Source organism: Pseudomonas sp. DE0157 (assembly GCF_007678615.1).
Classification (GTDB): Bacteria; Pseudomonadota; Gammaproteobacteria; order Pseudomonadales; family Pseudomonadaceae; genus Aquipseudomonas; species Aquipseudomonas parafulva_B.
The window spans coordinates 91,937-106,553 of the sequence record NZ_VEJN01000011.1 but is presented as its reverse complement, the minus strand read 5'-3'; the positions used below and the strand labels follow the sequence as shown (position 1 = coordinate 106,553).

The window sequence follows — 14,617 nt, the reverse complement described above, 5'->3', positions numbered from 1 at the left end:
TCACGATGGGTTTCAACCTCTCTGCCTGGGCGCTGCGCAACCGCCAGATCGTGCTGTTCCTGATGATAGTGCTCGCAGGCGTTGGTGCGCTGTCCTACACCAAGCTGGGTCAGAGCGAAGACCCGCCCTTCACCTTCAAGGCCATGGTCATCCGCACCTTATGGCCCGGGGCCACCGCTGAGGAAGTGTCGCGCCAGGTCACAGAGCGCATCGAGAAAAAGCTCATGGAAACCGGCGAGTACGAAAAGATCGTCTCGTTCTCGCGCCCGGGTGAATCGCAGGTGACCTTCATGGCCCGCGATTCCTTGCACTCAGCCGATATCCCGACATTGTGGTACCAGATACGCAAGAAGGTCGCCGACATCCGCCACACCCTCCCGCCCGAGGTGCAGGGCCCGTTCTTCAACGATGAATTCGGCACCACGTTCGGCAACATCTATGCGCTGACAGGGCCGGGTTTCGACTACGCGGTGCTCAAGGACTATGCAGACCGTATTCAGATCCAGCTGCAGCGGGTCAGGGATGTGGGCAAGGTCGAGCTGATCGGTTTGCAGGACGAAAAGATCTGGATCGAGCTGTCCAACGTCAAGCTGGCCACCCTAGGCATCCCCTTGCAGGCGGTGCAGCAGGCGTTGCAGGAGCAGAATGCGGTAAGCACGGCCGGGTTCTTCGAAACGCCCAGCGAGCGTGTGCAACTGCGGGTGAGTGGGCGGTTCGACAGTGTCGAGCAGATTCGCCAGTTGCCGCTGCGCGTGGGGGAGCGCACGTTTCGCCTGGGCGATGTGGCGCACGTGTACCGGGGCTACAACGATCCGCCTGCGCCACGGATGCGCTTCATGGGCGAAGACGCCATCGGCCTGGCGGTGTCGATGAGGGACGGGGGTGACATCCTGACCCTGGGCAAGGCCCTGGAAACGGAATTCGAACGCCTGGCCCGCGGCTTGCCGGCCGGCATGTCGCTGCACAAGGTGTCTGACCAGCCCGCTGCGGTGAAGGCAGGGGTTGGTGAATTCGTCCAGGTGCTGTGCGAGGCGCTGGTGATCGTCCTGTTGGTCAGTTTCTTTTCGCTGGGCCTGCGCACGGGGTTGGTGGTGGCCCTGGCCATCCCCCTGGTGCTGGCCATGACCTTCGCCGCCATGTACTACTTTGGCATCGGCCTGCACAAGATCTCGCTGGGTGCGCTGGTGCTCGCCCTGGGGTTGCTGGTCGATGACGCCATCATTGCCGTGGAGATGATGGCGATCAAGATGGAACAGGGCTTGGACCGCCTCAAAGCGGCAAGCTATGCCTGGACCAGCACGGCCTTCCCCATGCTGACCGGCACCCTGATCACTGCAGCTGGGTTTCTGCCCATTGCCACGGCTGCCTCCAGCACCGGCGAGTACACACGTTCGATCTTCCAGGTGGTGACCATCGCGTTGCTCACCTCCTGGGTGGCCGCCGTGCTCTTCGTACCCTACCTGGGCGAGCGGTTGCTGCCGGACCTGGCCAAGCGACACGCCGCTCGCCACGGTAACGGCCGGGCTGCACCGGACCCGTATGCCACGCCCTTCTACCAGCGCGTGCGCCGCGTGGTGACATGGTGCGTACGGCGCCGCAAGACCGTCATCGTGCTGACCATCGCCGTGTTCGTGGGCAGCGTGTTCCTGTTTCGCTTCGTGCCGCAGCAGTTCTTCCCGGCCTCTGGGCGTCCTGAGCTGATGGTCGACCTTAAACTTGCCGAAGGCGCATCGCTGGTCAACACGGGCGAGAAAGTCCGGCAACTGGAGCAGTTGCTCAAGCAGCAACAGGGCATCGTCAACTATGTCGCCTATGTCGGCTCAGGGTCGCCGCGCTTTTATCTGCCCCTGGATCAGCAACTGCCTGCCGCCAGCTTCGCCCAATTCGTGGTGCTGGCCGACTCCATGCAGGCACGCGAAAACTTGCGCAGTTGGTTGATCAACACGGTCGAGCAGCAGTTCCCTGATCTGCGCGCGCGCATCACTCGGCTGGAGAACGGTCCACCGGTGGGCTACCCCGTGCAGTTTCGGGTGACAGGCGAGCATATCGAACAGGCCCGCGCCCTGGCCCGGGAGGTGGCAGAAAAGGTGCGGGAGAACCCCCATGTGGTCAACGTGCACCTGGACTGGGAAGAACCCAGCAAGGCCGTGTTCGTGGAAATCGATCAGGACCGCGCCCGCGCCCTGGGCGTCAGCACCCGCCAGTTGTCCAGTTTCCTGCAAAGCTCGCTGACGGGCACCGCGGTCAGCCAGTACCGAGAAGACGATGAACTGATCGAAATCCTGCTGCGAGGCACCTCACAGGAACGCAACGACCTGAGTCAGCTTGCAAGCTTGTCGCTGCCCACGGACAACGGGCGTAGCGTGGCTCTGTCACAGGTGGCCACGCTGGCCTACGGCTTCGAGGAAGGCATCATCTGGCACCGCGACCGTTTGCCGACGGTGACCGTGCGCGCCGATATCTATGACAAGGTGCAGCCGGCCACGGTGGTCGGGCAGGTACAGCCTACCTTGCAGGGCATCCGGGCCAAGTTGCCCGATGGTTACCTGCTGGAGGTGGGCGGCACGGTGGAAGATGCCGAGCGGGGGCAGAAATCGGTGAATGCCGGCATGCCGTTGTTCATCGTGGTCGTGTTGAGCCTGCTGATGATTCAGCTGCGCAGTTTCTCGCGCACGATCATGGTCTTTATGACGGCGCCGCTGGGCCTGATTGGCGTGACCCTGTTCCTGCTGGTGTTCAACCAGCCGTTCGGGTTCGTCGCCATGCTGGGGACCATCGCCCTGGCAGGCATGATCATGCGCAATTCGGTCATTCTGGTAGACCAGATCGAGCAGGATATCGCCTCTGGGCTGGTGCGCTGGCAAGCCATTGTCGAAGCCACCGTGCGCCGTTTCCGGCCTATCGTGCTGACCGCCTTGGCGGCTGTGCTGGCCATGATCCCGTTGTCGCGCAGCGTGTTCTACGGGCCAATGGCCGTGGCGATCATGGGCGGGCTGATCGTCGCTACCGCCCTGACCCTGTTGTTTCTCCCGGCGTTGTATGCCGCTTGGTTCAAGGTCAGGGAGAGCGACTAGCGGCTTTGTTGCTTCGATGTAAAAGGGGCGCACTTCACGAAGGAGCCCCTCGCAGGGTGCGATCAGAGTGCGCCAAACACTTTCTTGGCCAGGCTCGTGGCGGCCTGGGCAGGGTTCTGCCGAATGCTCTGCTCCTGTTTGGCGATCATCTCGAACAAACCGTCCATGGCCTTTTCCGTCACGTAGCTTTCGATGTTGGCGTCATTCTTGATCAGCCCCAGGCCTTTGGCCTGTGCGGCAAAAGCGTTGTACTGCTGGGCCACGCCGACCTGGTCGGTCGCGTGCTTGACGATCGGCAGGAATTTGGCACGGATCTGCTCACGGCTGCTTTTGTTCAGGTACTGGGTCGCCGAATCCTGACCGCCGCCAAGGATGCCCTTGGCATCGGTCACGGTCATGTTTCTCACGGCGTTGACGAGAATGGCCTGGGCCTGCGGCACAGCCGCTTCGGCGGCCTTGTTCATGCCGGCTTCGAGCGCGTCCACCTGCTCGCCTTTGCCGAACATTTTCATGGCCTTGGCCGCCTTGCCCAGGTTGCCGGGCAGCTCGATACGCACGTCCGGGTTGTTGCTGAAGCCGCCCGGCGTGCTTAGCTGCTTGACGGCCAGTTGCGCGCCTTGGGTCAGTGCGTCTTTCAGGCCACCGGTGGCGTCCTTTTGGCTGAGGTCGCCAAGCGACAGGGCAAAGGCGCTGGCCGACAGCAGCAGGCCGGCGCACAGGGTGGTCAGACGCAGGGAGGAGCGGGTCATGGCAGTGTCCTTGTAATCAGAAAAAGGGTCATAGGGTCGCTGTTGCCAGGCCGTCATCCCGGTGCAGGGCAACCTGGCGGATCGACAAGCGCAGCTCGGCCGACAGCACGCGCTTGGCCACGCCTTCGGCCAAACCGCCTAGCTTGTTGCTGTAGCTCAGTTTGCCGTGTGCATTGACGCGCAGCACACCTTGGTCGATCAGCGTCTGGATAAAGTGGCGGAACAGGCTTTTGTCGAAAAATTCCGGTGCGTTCAGACCATGCAAAATAGAAAGGCGCTGGGCCATCGTCACGCACAGCGCTTCGAGCGCTTCGGCGCTCAGGGTACCTTGGCCGCTGTTGAGCAGCAGCGAAGTCGCCATGTAGAAGCGCTGCAGGGTCTGGGTGATGCTGCGCGCCAGTAGGGTCAGCAGCACGAACTGACGAGAACTGGGCGCGGCACGGACAAAGATGTCATTGTCCTGGCGAAGCAAGCCTTGCTCCACCAAGGCGCCCAGCCATTGGTCGATCACCTCGTCGAGCTGCTCAGGTTCCCAGCACAGGAACAGCTCTGCCTGCAAGTAGGGGTACAAGGCATGGACATATTGGCCTAGCAACGCGCGGCTCATGCGTGAGCTGCTGAGGAAGAAGCTTGCCAGCAGGGCCGGCAGGGCAAAGATGTGCAGGACATTGTTGCGGTAATAGGTCATCAGTACCGCGTTGTTTTCATCCAGGTACAGAATGCGCCCGAGCGCGTCTTTCTGCTCTGCCACCAGATCCATCCCGCGCACATGCTCGATCAGGGCCTGACCGTCGCCTTCGGGCAATGTGGTATGGGCGGAGTAGGGCACCTGGCGCATCAACGCCAGGTACAGGTCGAGCACGCGCACCAGCGCACGTTCGTCCAGGGCCAGCTTGCTGGTGGAGAGCAGGGCCAGCGCCACCAGGTTGACCGGGTTGATGGCCGCTGCGCCGTTCAAGTGCCTGGCCACGGTATCGCCCAGGCGCGTCGTGGTTTCGCTGAGCCAAGCCGGGCGGTACTGCGGCCCGTGGTCCTGGTCTCGCCAGCCGGGTTGCTGCTGGTCGAGAAAGTCGGCCAGGCGGATAGGTTCGCCGAAGTTGACGTAGACCTGGCCAAAGCGTTGCTTGAGCGCACCCAGCACTTTGAAAATATCGAAAATGGATTCTTTCTTCTTGCTCGCCCCGCGCAACTCACCCAGGTAGGTGCGCCCTTCGAGGACGCGCTCGTACCCGATGTAGACAGGCACGAACACGATTGGCGTGCGCGAGGAACGCAGGAAGCTGCGCAGGGTGATGGCCAGCATTCCCGTGCGTGGCTGCAGCATGCGCCCGGTACGCGAACGACCACCCTCGACGAAGTACTCCACCGGGAAGCCTTTGGTGTACAGCGTGTGCAGGTATTCGTTGAACACGGCGGTGTAGAGCGGGTTGCCCTTGAACGAGCGGCGCATGAAGAAGGCGCCACCGCGGCGCAGCAGGTTGCCCACCACGGGCATGTTCAGGTTGATGCCGGCCGCCACATGCGGGGGTGTCAGGCCATTCTTGAACAGCAGGTACGACAGCAGCAGGTAGTCGATGTGGCTGCGGTGGCAAGGGACGTAGATCACCTCGTGGCCCGGGGCGATGCCCTGCACCTGCTCGATGTGGTTGACCTTGATGCCGTCGTAGATCTTGTGCCAGAACCAGCTGAGCACCACTTCGAGGAAGCGAATGGCCGTGTAGGTGTAGTCCGAGGCGATTTCATTGCCGTAATGGCGGGCCTGTGCCTCGGCCTTGGCTTGGGGCACGTGCTCGCGCTCGGCGTGCTCGGCGATGGCCTGGCGCACCAACGGCGCATGGATCAAGCCTTTGACCAGGTTGCGTCGGTGGGAGATGTCCGGCCCGATGACCGCTGTCTTGAGGTTGCGCAAGTGCACGCGCATCAGGCGCTGGGCCATGCGCACGGTGCGGGCGTGGCCCTTGTTGTGCTGCACCAGTTCGCGCAGGTGGATCGGGGTGGAGAACTGCACCCGGGTCTTGCGCCCCAGGATCAGTACGGTCAGCAAGCGGCGCAAGCGCCCGGTCACCGCCCAGCTGTCGGCGAACAGCAGCTTCCACGGGCTCGACTCGCTGTCAGGCGACTGTCCCCAGAACACGCTGACTGGAATGATCTGCGCATCTTCCTCGGCATGCTGGCCGAGCACCTCTACCAGACGCTCCAGGGTAGGCGGGGCGCCGCTTTTGTCATGGCGCCCCAGCCAGTCCGGATCAGGGGTGAGATAGAAGAACGCAGCCGCCTCGTGCAGGGGGCCGACGACCACTGGCAGTACCGGGCGTGGCAGCCCTGCCTTGGTGCATTCGTGGTCGAGCACCGCCAGGTCCGTGAGCGCAGGCGAAGGCAAGGCATAGAAAACAGGGCGACTGCGGTCGAGCTTGAGGGTCAGGGCCGACTGATTGATGGTTTCGGAGCGCACCCACAGGTACAGCAACCGGCGTAGAACGCCGAATACCAAGCGGTGCAGGGGAGAACGGGTCATGAAGAGAGCCCTGGTTGAGGGTGAAGAGTGCTGGGCACAGCAATCGCTGCGCGGTTAGCCCATACAGGCCAGTCGTTCGTATTGCGCCTAGCTTGCCGTGCACCTCGCCGGTCTTCAAATTTTTTATGCGCCAGCACCGTTCAGGCCTGCCGCTTGCAGGAGATTTACGCACGCGGCGCTGATTCGGGGCGATTGTCTCGTGTCTGCAAGGCGATTTTCACAATAAAAATCCGGAGTAGTGCAGATGTCGTCTCGTGAGACTGGGAACGTGAAGTGGTTCAACGATGCCAAGGGCTATGGCTTCATTCAACGGGAAGGGGGCGCGGATGTCTTCGTCCACTACCGGGCCATCCGGGGTGAGGGGCATCGCAGCCTGGTCGAGGGCCAACAGGTCGAGTATGCCTGCGTGCAGGGCCAGAAAGGCCTGCAGGCCGAGGATGTCGTGGGTCTCTGAGCGGCCAGGCCCAAGCCTGAAGCTGCAAGCCGGCTGTGCCTGCAGCTTCAGGGACGCCCGTCAGGGCGATGTACGCCAGGTGATTTCCTCTTCGCCGTCGGCACTGATACGCACCCAGCGGTCAGCATCCTCCTCGCCGTCTTCCTCTACCCAGCCGCCGGGTGCACAGCGTACTTCCACACCCAGGGCCGCGTGGGCATCACGCCCACAGGCGATGTCATCGGCCCAGGGCGTCTGGTCGCTTTCCAGGTACAGGCTGTTCCATTTCCCTACAGCCTTGGGTAACCAAGTGACCGGAATGTTACCGGCCTGGCACTTGTAGGTCTGGCCTTTCTGCTTCCATTCGGTGCACGGGCCGATGGCCTGGGTCAGCCAGGCTGCAATCTGCTTGTGGTCGACTTCGGCGTCCTTGAGGTAAATCTCGATATCAGGTTGGCGCATAACACCTCCGGGTGTGCTCATGCTTGGCGCACGAAATAGTCAAAACGCATGGAGACGGTGACCTCGAACGGTTCCGGCTGCTCGACCACTTGCGCCCGACGCTCTGCACTGGCACGCCAGCCGTGCGGGGTCATGGCGAGCAACGCAGCACGGGCTTGAGGTTCGGCCAGGCTCAGGCGAAATTCCAGGACCTCGCCATGGGCGTGGTACATGCCTTGGGGCACCAGGGCCAGATGCTTGTCGTCAGCATAGGGGCGTACCTGGTCGTAGAGTACTTCGCGCAGCTCCATCAGGTGGCCGCTGGTAGGGCCTACGCGCATCAGGCCGCCGCCTGGGCTCAACACCCGGCTAGCTTCGGCCCAATCCAGCGGGCTGAAGACGCTGGCGACGAACTGGCAGCTGGCATCGGCCAACGGCACGCGCGCCATGCTGGCTACCATCCAGGTGACGTCCGGTGCGCGGCGGCAGGCACGCTTGACCGCCTCACGGGAGATGTCCAGGGCGTAGCCATTGGCATCAGGCAGTGCCTGGGCCACTTGCGCGGTGTAGTAGCCTTCGCCGCAACCGATGTCCAGCCACGCGCCGGGCTGGCGCTCGGCCGCCAACTGCGCCAGCCGTCCGGCCACAGGTGCGTAATGGCCGGCGTCCAGAAAATGACGGCGTGCTTCGACCATGGCCTGGTTGTCACCTGGGTCGCGACTGTTCTTGTGCTGCACCGGCAGCAGGTTCAGGTAGCCCTGGCGCGCGCGATCAAAGCGGTGGCCGGCTGGGCACACCACGCCGTTGTCGAGCGGGCTCAGGGCAGCCTGGCAGAGTGGGCAGGTCAGCATCAGGCGAGCAACCGTACCAGGGTCTGGTAATAGATTTCGGTCAGCAGGTCCAGGTCGCTGGCCAGGATGCGCTCGTCGACCTGGTGGATGGTGGCATTGACCGGGCCAAGTTCGACCACTTGGGTGCCCATGGTGGCAATGAAGCGGCCATCGGAGGTGCCGCCGCTGGTGGAGGGTTGGGTCTCGCGGCCGGTGACGCCCTTGATGCTGGCCGAAACCGCATCGAGCAGCTCGCCTGGCTCGGTCAGGAACGGCAGGCCGGACAACGCCCACTCCACCGACCAATCCAGTTCATGCTTGTCCAGGATGGCCGAGACCCGAGCCTTCAGGCCCTCTACGGTGGACTCGGTGGAGAAGCGGAAGTTGAACAGCGCTGTCAGTTCGCCGGGCACCACGTTGGTTGCGCCGGTCCCGGCATTGAGATTGGAAATCTGGAAGCTGGTCGGGGGAAAAAAGGCGTTCCCCTGGTCCCAATGTTCGGCAGCCAGTTCCGCCAGCGCTGGCGCGGCCAGGTGGATCGGGTTGCGCGCCAGGTGCGGGTAGGCAACGTGGCCCTGCTTGCCGCGCACAGTCAGCGTGGCGCCGAGCGAGCCACGACGGCCATTCTTGACCACATCGCCCAGCACGGTGGTGCTGGAGGGCTCGCCGACGATGCACCAGTCAAGGCGCTGGTTGCGCGCCTTGAGGCGTTCGACCACGGCCTTGGTGCCGTGATGGGCCGGGCCTTCCTCGTCACTGGTGATCAGGAAGGCGACCTGGCCCCGGTGCTCGGGGTAGTCACGCACGAAGCGCTCGCTGGCCACCACCATGCACGCCAGGCTGCCCTTCATGTCGGCCGCGCCACGGCCACAGAGCATGCCGTCGGCATCGATCAACGCCTGGAACGGCTCGTGTTGCCACTGCTGGACGGGGCCGGTGGGCACTACATCGGTGTGACCGGCAAAGCACAGCACCGGGCCTGGCTGGGTGCCGTGAGTGGCCCAGAAATTGTCGACGTCCTCGATGCGCATCGGTTCCAGCTCGAAGCCCACGGCGCCCAGGCGCTGCATCATCTGCGCCTGGCAATCGGCGTCGACGGGGGTGACCGAGGGACGACGGATCAGGTCGCAGGCCAGTTGAAGGGTAGGCGAGAGCTCGGCAGGGGCCGTCATGGGGAACTCCGGGGCAAGGCAAGGCGGGAAAACTGAGGGGCGTTATCTTATATCAAATGATGCTGGGCTTCACGGCCCAATCGCCGGCAAGCCGGCCCTCACCGGTCCTGCACGCATCCGAACAAAACACGTTGTGTGCAAGCCGGCTTGCCGGTGATGGCCGGCAGGTCGGCCTGCACGCCCTGAAGCCTAGTGTGTCTCGGCAGCCTTATCTGCGGCCTTCTCTTCAGGCTTGGGCAGTGATGATAGAAGCGCCATCACCAACGCGGCCAGGTAGGGCAGCGACTGCACCAACAGCATGGCGACCCAGAAGCGCATGTCCGAGCTCGGCAAGCCCTGCACCAGATAGATCCCGGCTGCAGCGCCCCACAACAGCAGCATGATGAACAGTTCCTCCCGCGCTTCGGAAATCGCCACCAGCAAGCCATGGCTGTCGGCATGCTTCGGTGTGCGGATGAACGGCATGCTGCTGGTGAAGAACCCGTACAGCACGGCCTTGGCGATGGTGTGCGACAACGCCAGCCCGGCCAGCGCAGCCGCCAAGGCATCCTTGAGGTTGACCCCCACGGCGCGGCGATACAGGAACACGATCTTGCCGACCTTGAAGAAGAACAGCGCCAGTGGCGGGATGGCGAAGATCATCAGCGGCGGGTCCACCCGGTGCGGCACGATGATCATGGCGGCAGACCACAACAAGGCCCCCACCGTGAAGAAGATGTTCATGCCGTCGGCAATCCACGGCAGCCAGCCGGCCAGGAAGTGGTAACGCTGGCCCCGGGTCAATTCGCTGCCTTTGCCGCGCAGCAGGGCCGCGGCGTGGTGCTTGATGATCTGGATGGCGCCATAGGCCCAGCGGAAGCGCTGTTTCTTGAAGTCGATGAAGGTGTCAGGCATCAGGCCCTTGCCATAGCTGTTGTGGGCGTAGGCCGCCGACAGGCCCTTCTCGAACACCCGCAGGCCCAGTTCGGCATCCTCGCAAATGCACCACTCGGCCCAGCCCAGTTCGTCCAGCACGCTGCGCCGGGTCATGGTCATGGTGCCGTGCTGGATGATCGCATCGCGGTCATTGCGGGTGACCATGCCGATGTGGAAGAAGCCCTTGTACTCGCTGTAGCACAGCTTCTTGAAGGCGCTCTCGTGCTGGTCGCGGTAGTCCTGCGGCGACTGCACCACGGCGATCTTCGGATCGGCGAAATGCGGCACCATGTGCTTGAGCCAGTTGCGGTCTACACAGTAGTCCGAGTCGATCACCGCGATCACTTCAGCATCCTTGGCCGTGAGCGGGAGCAGGTAGTTGAGCGCGCCGCCCTTGAAACCAGCCAGGGGGGCGACGTGGAAGAAACGGAAGCGCTCGCCGAGCTGTTCACAATGGGCCTTGAGCGGCTCCCACACCGCCGGGTCCTTGGTGTTGTTGTCGATGACCAGCACTTCGTAATCTGGATAATCCAGCGCAGCCAGGGCATCGAGGGTCTGTTTGACCATTTCCGGCGGTTCGTTGTAGCACGGCACATGCACTGACACTTTCGGTCGGTAGGCACTGTCGCCTTGCACCGGCAGGAATTCGCGCCGCCGCTTGTGAGTCCATACCGCCTCGGCCAGTTCATGAGCCTCGGTCAGTAGCACGATGAACACGCCCAGTGCGCCGAGGGCCAGGAGCACGCCGACCGTAAGGCTGAACCAGGTGCTGTACTGCTGGCTGTAGTCGTAGGCGATCCACACCAGCACCGACCCGCACAGGAAGGTGATGAAGGTCAGGAAGGTGCGTCCACGCTGACGCAGGGCCGAGCCATCGATGAACAGCACCATCAATGCGATCATCGCCAGCACCACCGAGGCCACTGCCAGGGCTCGCCATTGGGGAATGGCGACCACGGGGCCTTCGAAGTTGAATTTCTGCTGGCGTTCGGCGTTGAACACACCCCAGTAGGCCCCGACCGAGCCTTCATCACTGGCTTTCCAGGGTTGGTCGTAAGCTTCGATCACAAAATAGTTGAAGCCACGTCGATTGAGCGTATTGACCAAGGTGCGCAGGTAAATCGCCTGGTCGGCCTGGGTGGCATCGGCACCGCCGCGCATCCGGCCATTGCTTGGCCAGCCCACTTCCGAGAGCAGCAGCGGCTTGCGGGGGAACTGGTGTTTCAACTCGCGGGCACGGTCGAGGACGAACTCGACCGAGTCTTTCATGGGCACGAATTCCCAATAGGGCAGGATGTGGGCGGCGATCAGGTCCACGTGCTTGGCCAGCTGCGGGTTCTGTTTCCAGATGTGCCACTGCTCGCTGGTGGTCACCGGCACTTTCACAGCCGCGCGTACACGGTCCAGGTACCGGATGAGGTTTTCCGTCGTCACTTCCTCGCGGAACAACGCCTCGTTGCCGACCACCACCCGTACCACGCTGCGCGAGGTGTTAGCCAGTTCGATGGCTGTGGCGATCTCGCGCTCGTTGCGCTCCAGGTCCGGGCTGATCCAGATGCCCACCGTGACCCGCAAGCCGAATTCCTCGGCCAGCTTGGGTATGTGCGCCTGAGTGCCTTCGACGGTGTAGATACGGATGCTGTCGGTGAGCTTGCTCATCTGCTCCAGGTCCTGACGCATCTCGTTGTCGTCCGGGTACTGACCCTTCTGCGGGCTTTCACCCAGGCGAAACGGCGAATAGGAAAAGCCGGAGATCTGTTCGGGCCAGGCCGGTGCCGATACCGGGCGATTGATCAGCGCCCAGAAACCGGTGAACAGCGCCGCGATGGCCAGGACCACTACCAGGTTCAGGCCGAATTTACGTGAAGACATTGTCGTCCATAAGTGTCGAAGTGTTACGACATTAAAGCAGGGTTAAGGTGTCTTTCCTAACCGTGCAGGCCATGGCCTGGCTGGCCTATAATGCGCGCCGGTTTTTTGAGGTACTGACATGAGCACAGAAGATCCACGGTTTGCAGGGGTGGCCCGCCTGTATGGCGACCAGGGCTTGCAGCGCCTGCAACAGGCCCATGTTGGCATCGTCGGGATTGGCGGGGTGGGCTCATGGGTGGCCGAAGCCCTGGCCCGCTCGGGGGTGGGTGAGATCTCCTTGTTCGACCTGGACGATGTGTGCGTGAGCAATACCAACCGTCAGGCACACGCGCTGGAAGGGCAGGTGGGCCGGCCCAAGGTCGAGGTAATGGCCGAGCGCCTGCGGGCAATCAACCCGGGGTGCAAGGTGCATGCAGTGGCCGATTTCGTCACCCGCGAGACCATGGCCGAGTACATCACTGAACAGTTCGACTACGTGGTGGACTGCATCGACAGCGTGATGGCCAAGGCAGCCCTGATCGCCTGGTGCCGGCGGCGCAAGATCGGCATCGTCACCACCGGTGGTGCAGGTGGCCAGATCGATCCGACCCAGATCCAGATCGCGGACTTGAACAAGACCTTCAACGACCCGCTGGCCTCACGGGTGCGCTCGACCCTGCGCCGCGACTACAACTTCTCGCGCAATGTCAGCCGTAACTATGGCGTGCCCTGTGTGTTTTCCAGTGAGCAGCTGCGTTATCCCAAGGGGGATGGCAGCGTGTGCCTGCAGAAGAGTTTTGTGGGTGAGGGCGTGCGGCTGGACTGCTCCGGCGGCTTTGGCGCGGTGATGATGGTGACGGCCACCTTCGGCATGGTGGCCGCCAGTAAAGCTGTGGAGAAGCTGGTAGCAGGTGCCAGGCGGCCTTCGGAGCGTGTCCGGCCAGCGTGAGTGCGTGCTGGCATCACCGCCCCGATGCCAGCACCGCCATGCGCTGCACCACGGCATGCAAGCCGTTGCTGCGTGAGGGCGACAACTGGCGCTCAAGGCCCAGTTGCCCGAACCAGTCCTGTACGTCCAGCGCTAGCAGCGCCTCACTGTTCAAGCCCTGCACCCTCACCAGCAGCAGCGCCAGCAGACCGCGCAGCAGGCGTGCATCGCTGCTGGCCTTGAATTGCCAGTGGCCGTCCACGGCATCGGCCACCAGCCAGACCAGGCTTTCGCACCCGTGCACGCGATTGGCCTCGGTTTTCTCGGCTTCGGCCAGCGGTTCCAGCCGTTCCCCCCACTGCATCAACAGCCGCGCACGCTGCTCCCAGCCCTTGCTCTGCGCAAAGGCCTCCAGTGCCTGATGGGCTTGGGCCGGCAAGGTCATCGCAGCAGCTCCAGCGCCTGATCCAGCGCCTCGAAGAAACGTTGCAGGTCGGCCTGATCATTGTAGAGGCCCAGCGACACGCGGATCGCCCCGTCCAGGCCCAACCCCTGGAGCAGTGGCATCGCACAGTGATGGCCTGCCCGCACGGCGATGCCCTGCTCGGTGAGCAGGTGCGCGATATCGGCGTTGTGCACGCCTTTCACGACAAAGCTGGCCAACGCGCACTGCGGCAGGCCTAGCAGGCGAATGCCTTCGCGTTGCGTGAGGCCCTCGATCAGCCGGGCATGCAAGCCGGCCTCGTGAGCCAGCACCGCCGCCGTGTCCAGGCCCGCGAGGTAATCGAGCGTAGCGCCAAGGCCGATCACCCCGGCGATGGGCGGGGTGCCAGCTTCCAGGCCCAGTGGCGCCGGCCTGAAGCTCGCGCGCTGGTACTCGGCCAGTTGCACCATCTCCCCGCCAAACTGCCAATGGCGCAGCAGGCCCAGCGCCTGATTGCGCCCGTACAGCACGCCCACCCCGTCCGGCCCGTACAGCTTGTGGCTGGAGAACATGTAGAAGTCGCACCCCAGTTGCTGCATGTCCTGGCGCCCATGCACCACACCCTGGGCGCCGTCCACCACCGTCAGAGCACCCTGTGCGCGGGCATGGGCGAGCAGGGCCGGCAGCGGCTGCCAGGTGCCCAGCACGTTGGACAGCTGGCTGACGGCGAGCACACGAGTGCGTGGCCCGATCATCTGCAGCGCTCGCTCCAGGTCGATGAAGCCGCGCGTATCGACCGGCAATATCACCAGGCGCAGGTTGCGCCGGTGTGCCAGCTGCTGCCAGGGCAGCAAGTTGGCATGGTGTTCAAGGGCGCTGATGGCGATCTCGTCGCCGGCCTCGAAGCGAGACTCCAGGCCATAGGCCAGCAGGTTCAGCGCAGCCGTGGCGCCGTGGGTGAACACGATCTGCCCGGTCTGGCCGACATTCAACCAGCGGGCAACCTTGTCGCGGCTGGCTTCGAAGGCCTCGGTCGCCCTTGCGCCAGGCAGGTGCTGGGCACGGTGGACATTGGCCGCGCCGCTGCCATAGTAATGGCCCAGGGCCTCGAGCAGCGCCTGGGGTTTCTGGGCGGTCGCGGCGCTGTCCAGATAGGTCTGGTGCTGGCTTTGCAGGGCGTCGATGGCAGGAAAATCGGCACGCCAGGGGGAGGGCTGGAACATATTCGCGGGGCCTGGAATGAAAATCGGGTCTGGCGTGGAGGCGCCAGACCCGATCTTAACAC

The 14,617-nt window shown here is 63.4% G+C and carries 11 protein-coding genes; 3 read left to right on the top strand and 8 right to left on the bottom strand.

Going from position 1 to position 14,617, the window contains the following annotated elements; translation table 11 throughout:
• Positions 1–5 precede the first annotated feature (5 nt).
• On the top strand, positions 6–3,074 hold the full coding sequence (locus tag FS777_RS15050) for an efflux RND transporter permease subunit (RefSeq protein ID WP_145256208.1): 3,069 nt from the start codon (positions 6–8) through the stop codon (positions 3,072–3,074).
• 62 nt (positions 3,075–3,136) lie between these two features.
• Here the strand turns inward: FS777_RS15050 and FS777_RS15045 are convergent, their stop codons facing one another.
• The gene (locus FS777_RS15045; protein ID WP_058639534.1) at positions 3,137–3,823 is read right to left on the bottom strand and encodes a DUF4197 domain-containing protein; all 687 of its coding nucleotides are present in this window, start codon (positions 3,821–3,823) and stop codon (positions 3,137–3,139) included.
• A gap of 28 nt (positions 3,824–3,851) precedes the next feature.
• Positions 3,852–6,338, bottom strand: a complete 2,487-nt coding sequence (plsB, locus tag FS777_RS15040) for a glycerol-3-phosphate 1-O-acyltransferase PlsB (RefSeq protein ID WP_058639533.1) — start codon at positions 6,336–6,338, stop codon at positions 3,852–3,854.
• Between the two features lie 244 nt (positions 6,339–6,582).
• On the opposite strand from plsB, the gene FS777_RS15035 reads away from it, so the two are divergent.
• Positions 6,583–6,792: a cold-shock protein gene (locus tag FS777_RS15035; protein ID WP_023534051.1), complete on the top strand. Its 210-nt coding sequence runs from the start codon at positions 6,583–6,585 to the stop codon at positions 6,790–6,792.
• A gap of 60 nt (positions 6,793–6,852) precedes the next feature.
• On the opposite strand, the gene FS777_RS15030 is transcribed toward FS777_RS15035, so the two are convergent.
• From FS777_RS15030 to FS777_RS15015, 4 genes are all read right to left on the bottom strand, one after another.
• Complete coding sequence (locus tag FS777_RS15030; protein ID WP_023534045.1) at positions 6,853–7,233, bottom strand: hypothetical protein; 381 nt, start codon at positions 7,231–7,233, stop codon at positions 6,853–6,855.
• Positions 7,234–7,250: 17 nt separating this feature from the next.
• Entirely contained in the window at positions 7,251–8,063 is an 813-nt protein-coding gene (locus FS777_RS15025) for a putative RNA methyltransferase (protein WP_145256205.1), read from the bottom strand.
• The gene (dapE, locus tag FS777_RS15020) at positions 8,063–9,214 is read right to left on the bottom strand and encodes a succinyl-diaminopimelate desuccinylase (RefSeq protein ID WP_058603731.1); all 1,152 of its coding nucleotides are present in this window, start codon (positions 9,212–9,214) and stop codon (positions 8,063–8,065) included. The genes FS777_RS15025 and dapE overlap by 1 nt, the downstream gene beginning before the upstream one ends.
• A gap of 189 nt (positions 9,215–9,403) precedes the next feature.
• Positions 9,404–12,001: a glycosyltransferase gene (locus tag FS777_RS15015; protein ID WP_058639530.1), complete on the bottom strand. Its 2,598-nt coding sequence runs from the start codon at positions 11,999–12,001 to the stop codon at positions 9,404–9,406.
• Between the two features lie 118 nt (positions 12,002–12,119).
• Here FS777_RS15015 and tcdA point away from each other — a divergent pair, with 118 nt between their 5' ends.
• Positions 12,120–12,929, top strand: a complete 810-nt coding sequence (gene tcdA, locus FS777_RS15010) for a tRNA cyclic N6-threonylcarbamoyladenosine(37) synthase TcdA (protein WP_145256202.1) — start codon at positions 12,120–12,122, stop codon at positions 12,927–12,929.
• A 13-nt stretch (positions 12,930–12,942) separates the two neighbouring features.
• Here tcdA and FS777_RS15005 read toward each other — a convergent pair whose 3' ends face one another.
• Together FS777_RS15005 and FS777_RS15000 are read right to left on the bottom strand one after the other, a co-directional pair.
• Complete coding sequence (locus FS777_RS15005) at positions 12,943–13,353, bottom strand: SufE family protein (RefSeq protein ID WP_058639528.1); 411 nt, start codon at positions 13,351–13,353, stop codon at positions 12,943–12,945.
• On the bottom strand, positions 13,350–14,555 hold the full coding sequence (locus tag FS777_RS15000; RefSeq protein WP_145256199.1) for an aminotransferase class V-fold PLP-dependent enzyme: 1,206 nt from the start codon (positions 14,553–14,555) through the stop codon (positions 13,350–13,352). The genes FS777_RS15005 and FS777_RS15000 overlap by 4 nt, the downstream gene beginning before the upstream one ends.
• Positions 14,556–14,617: the final 62 nt, after the last annotated feature.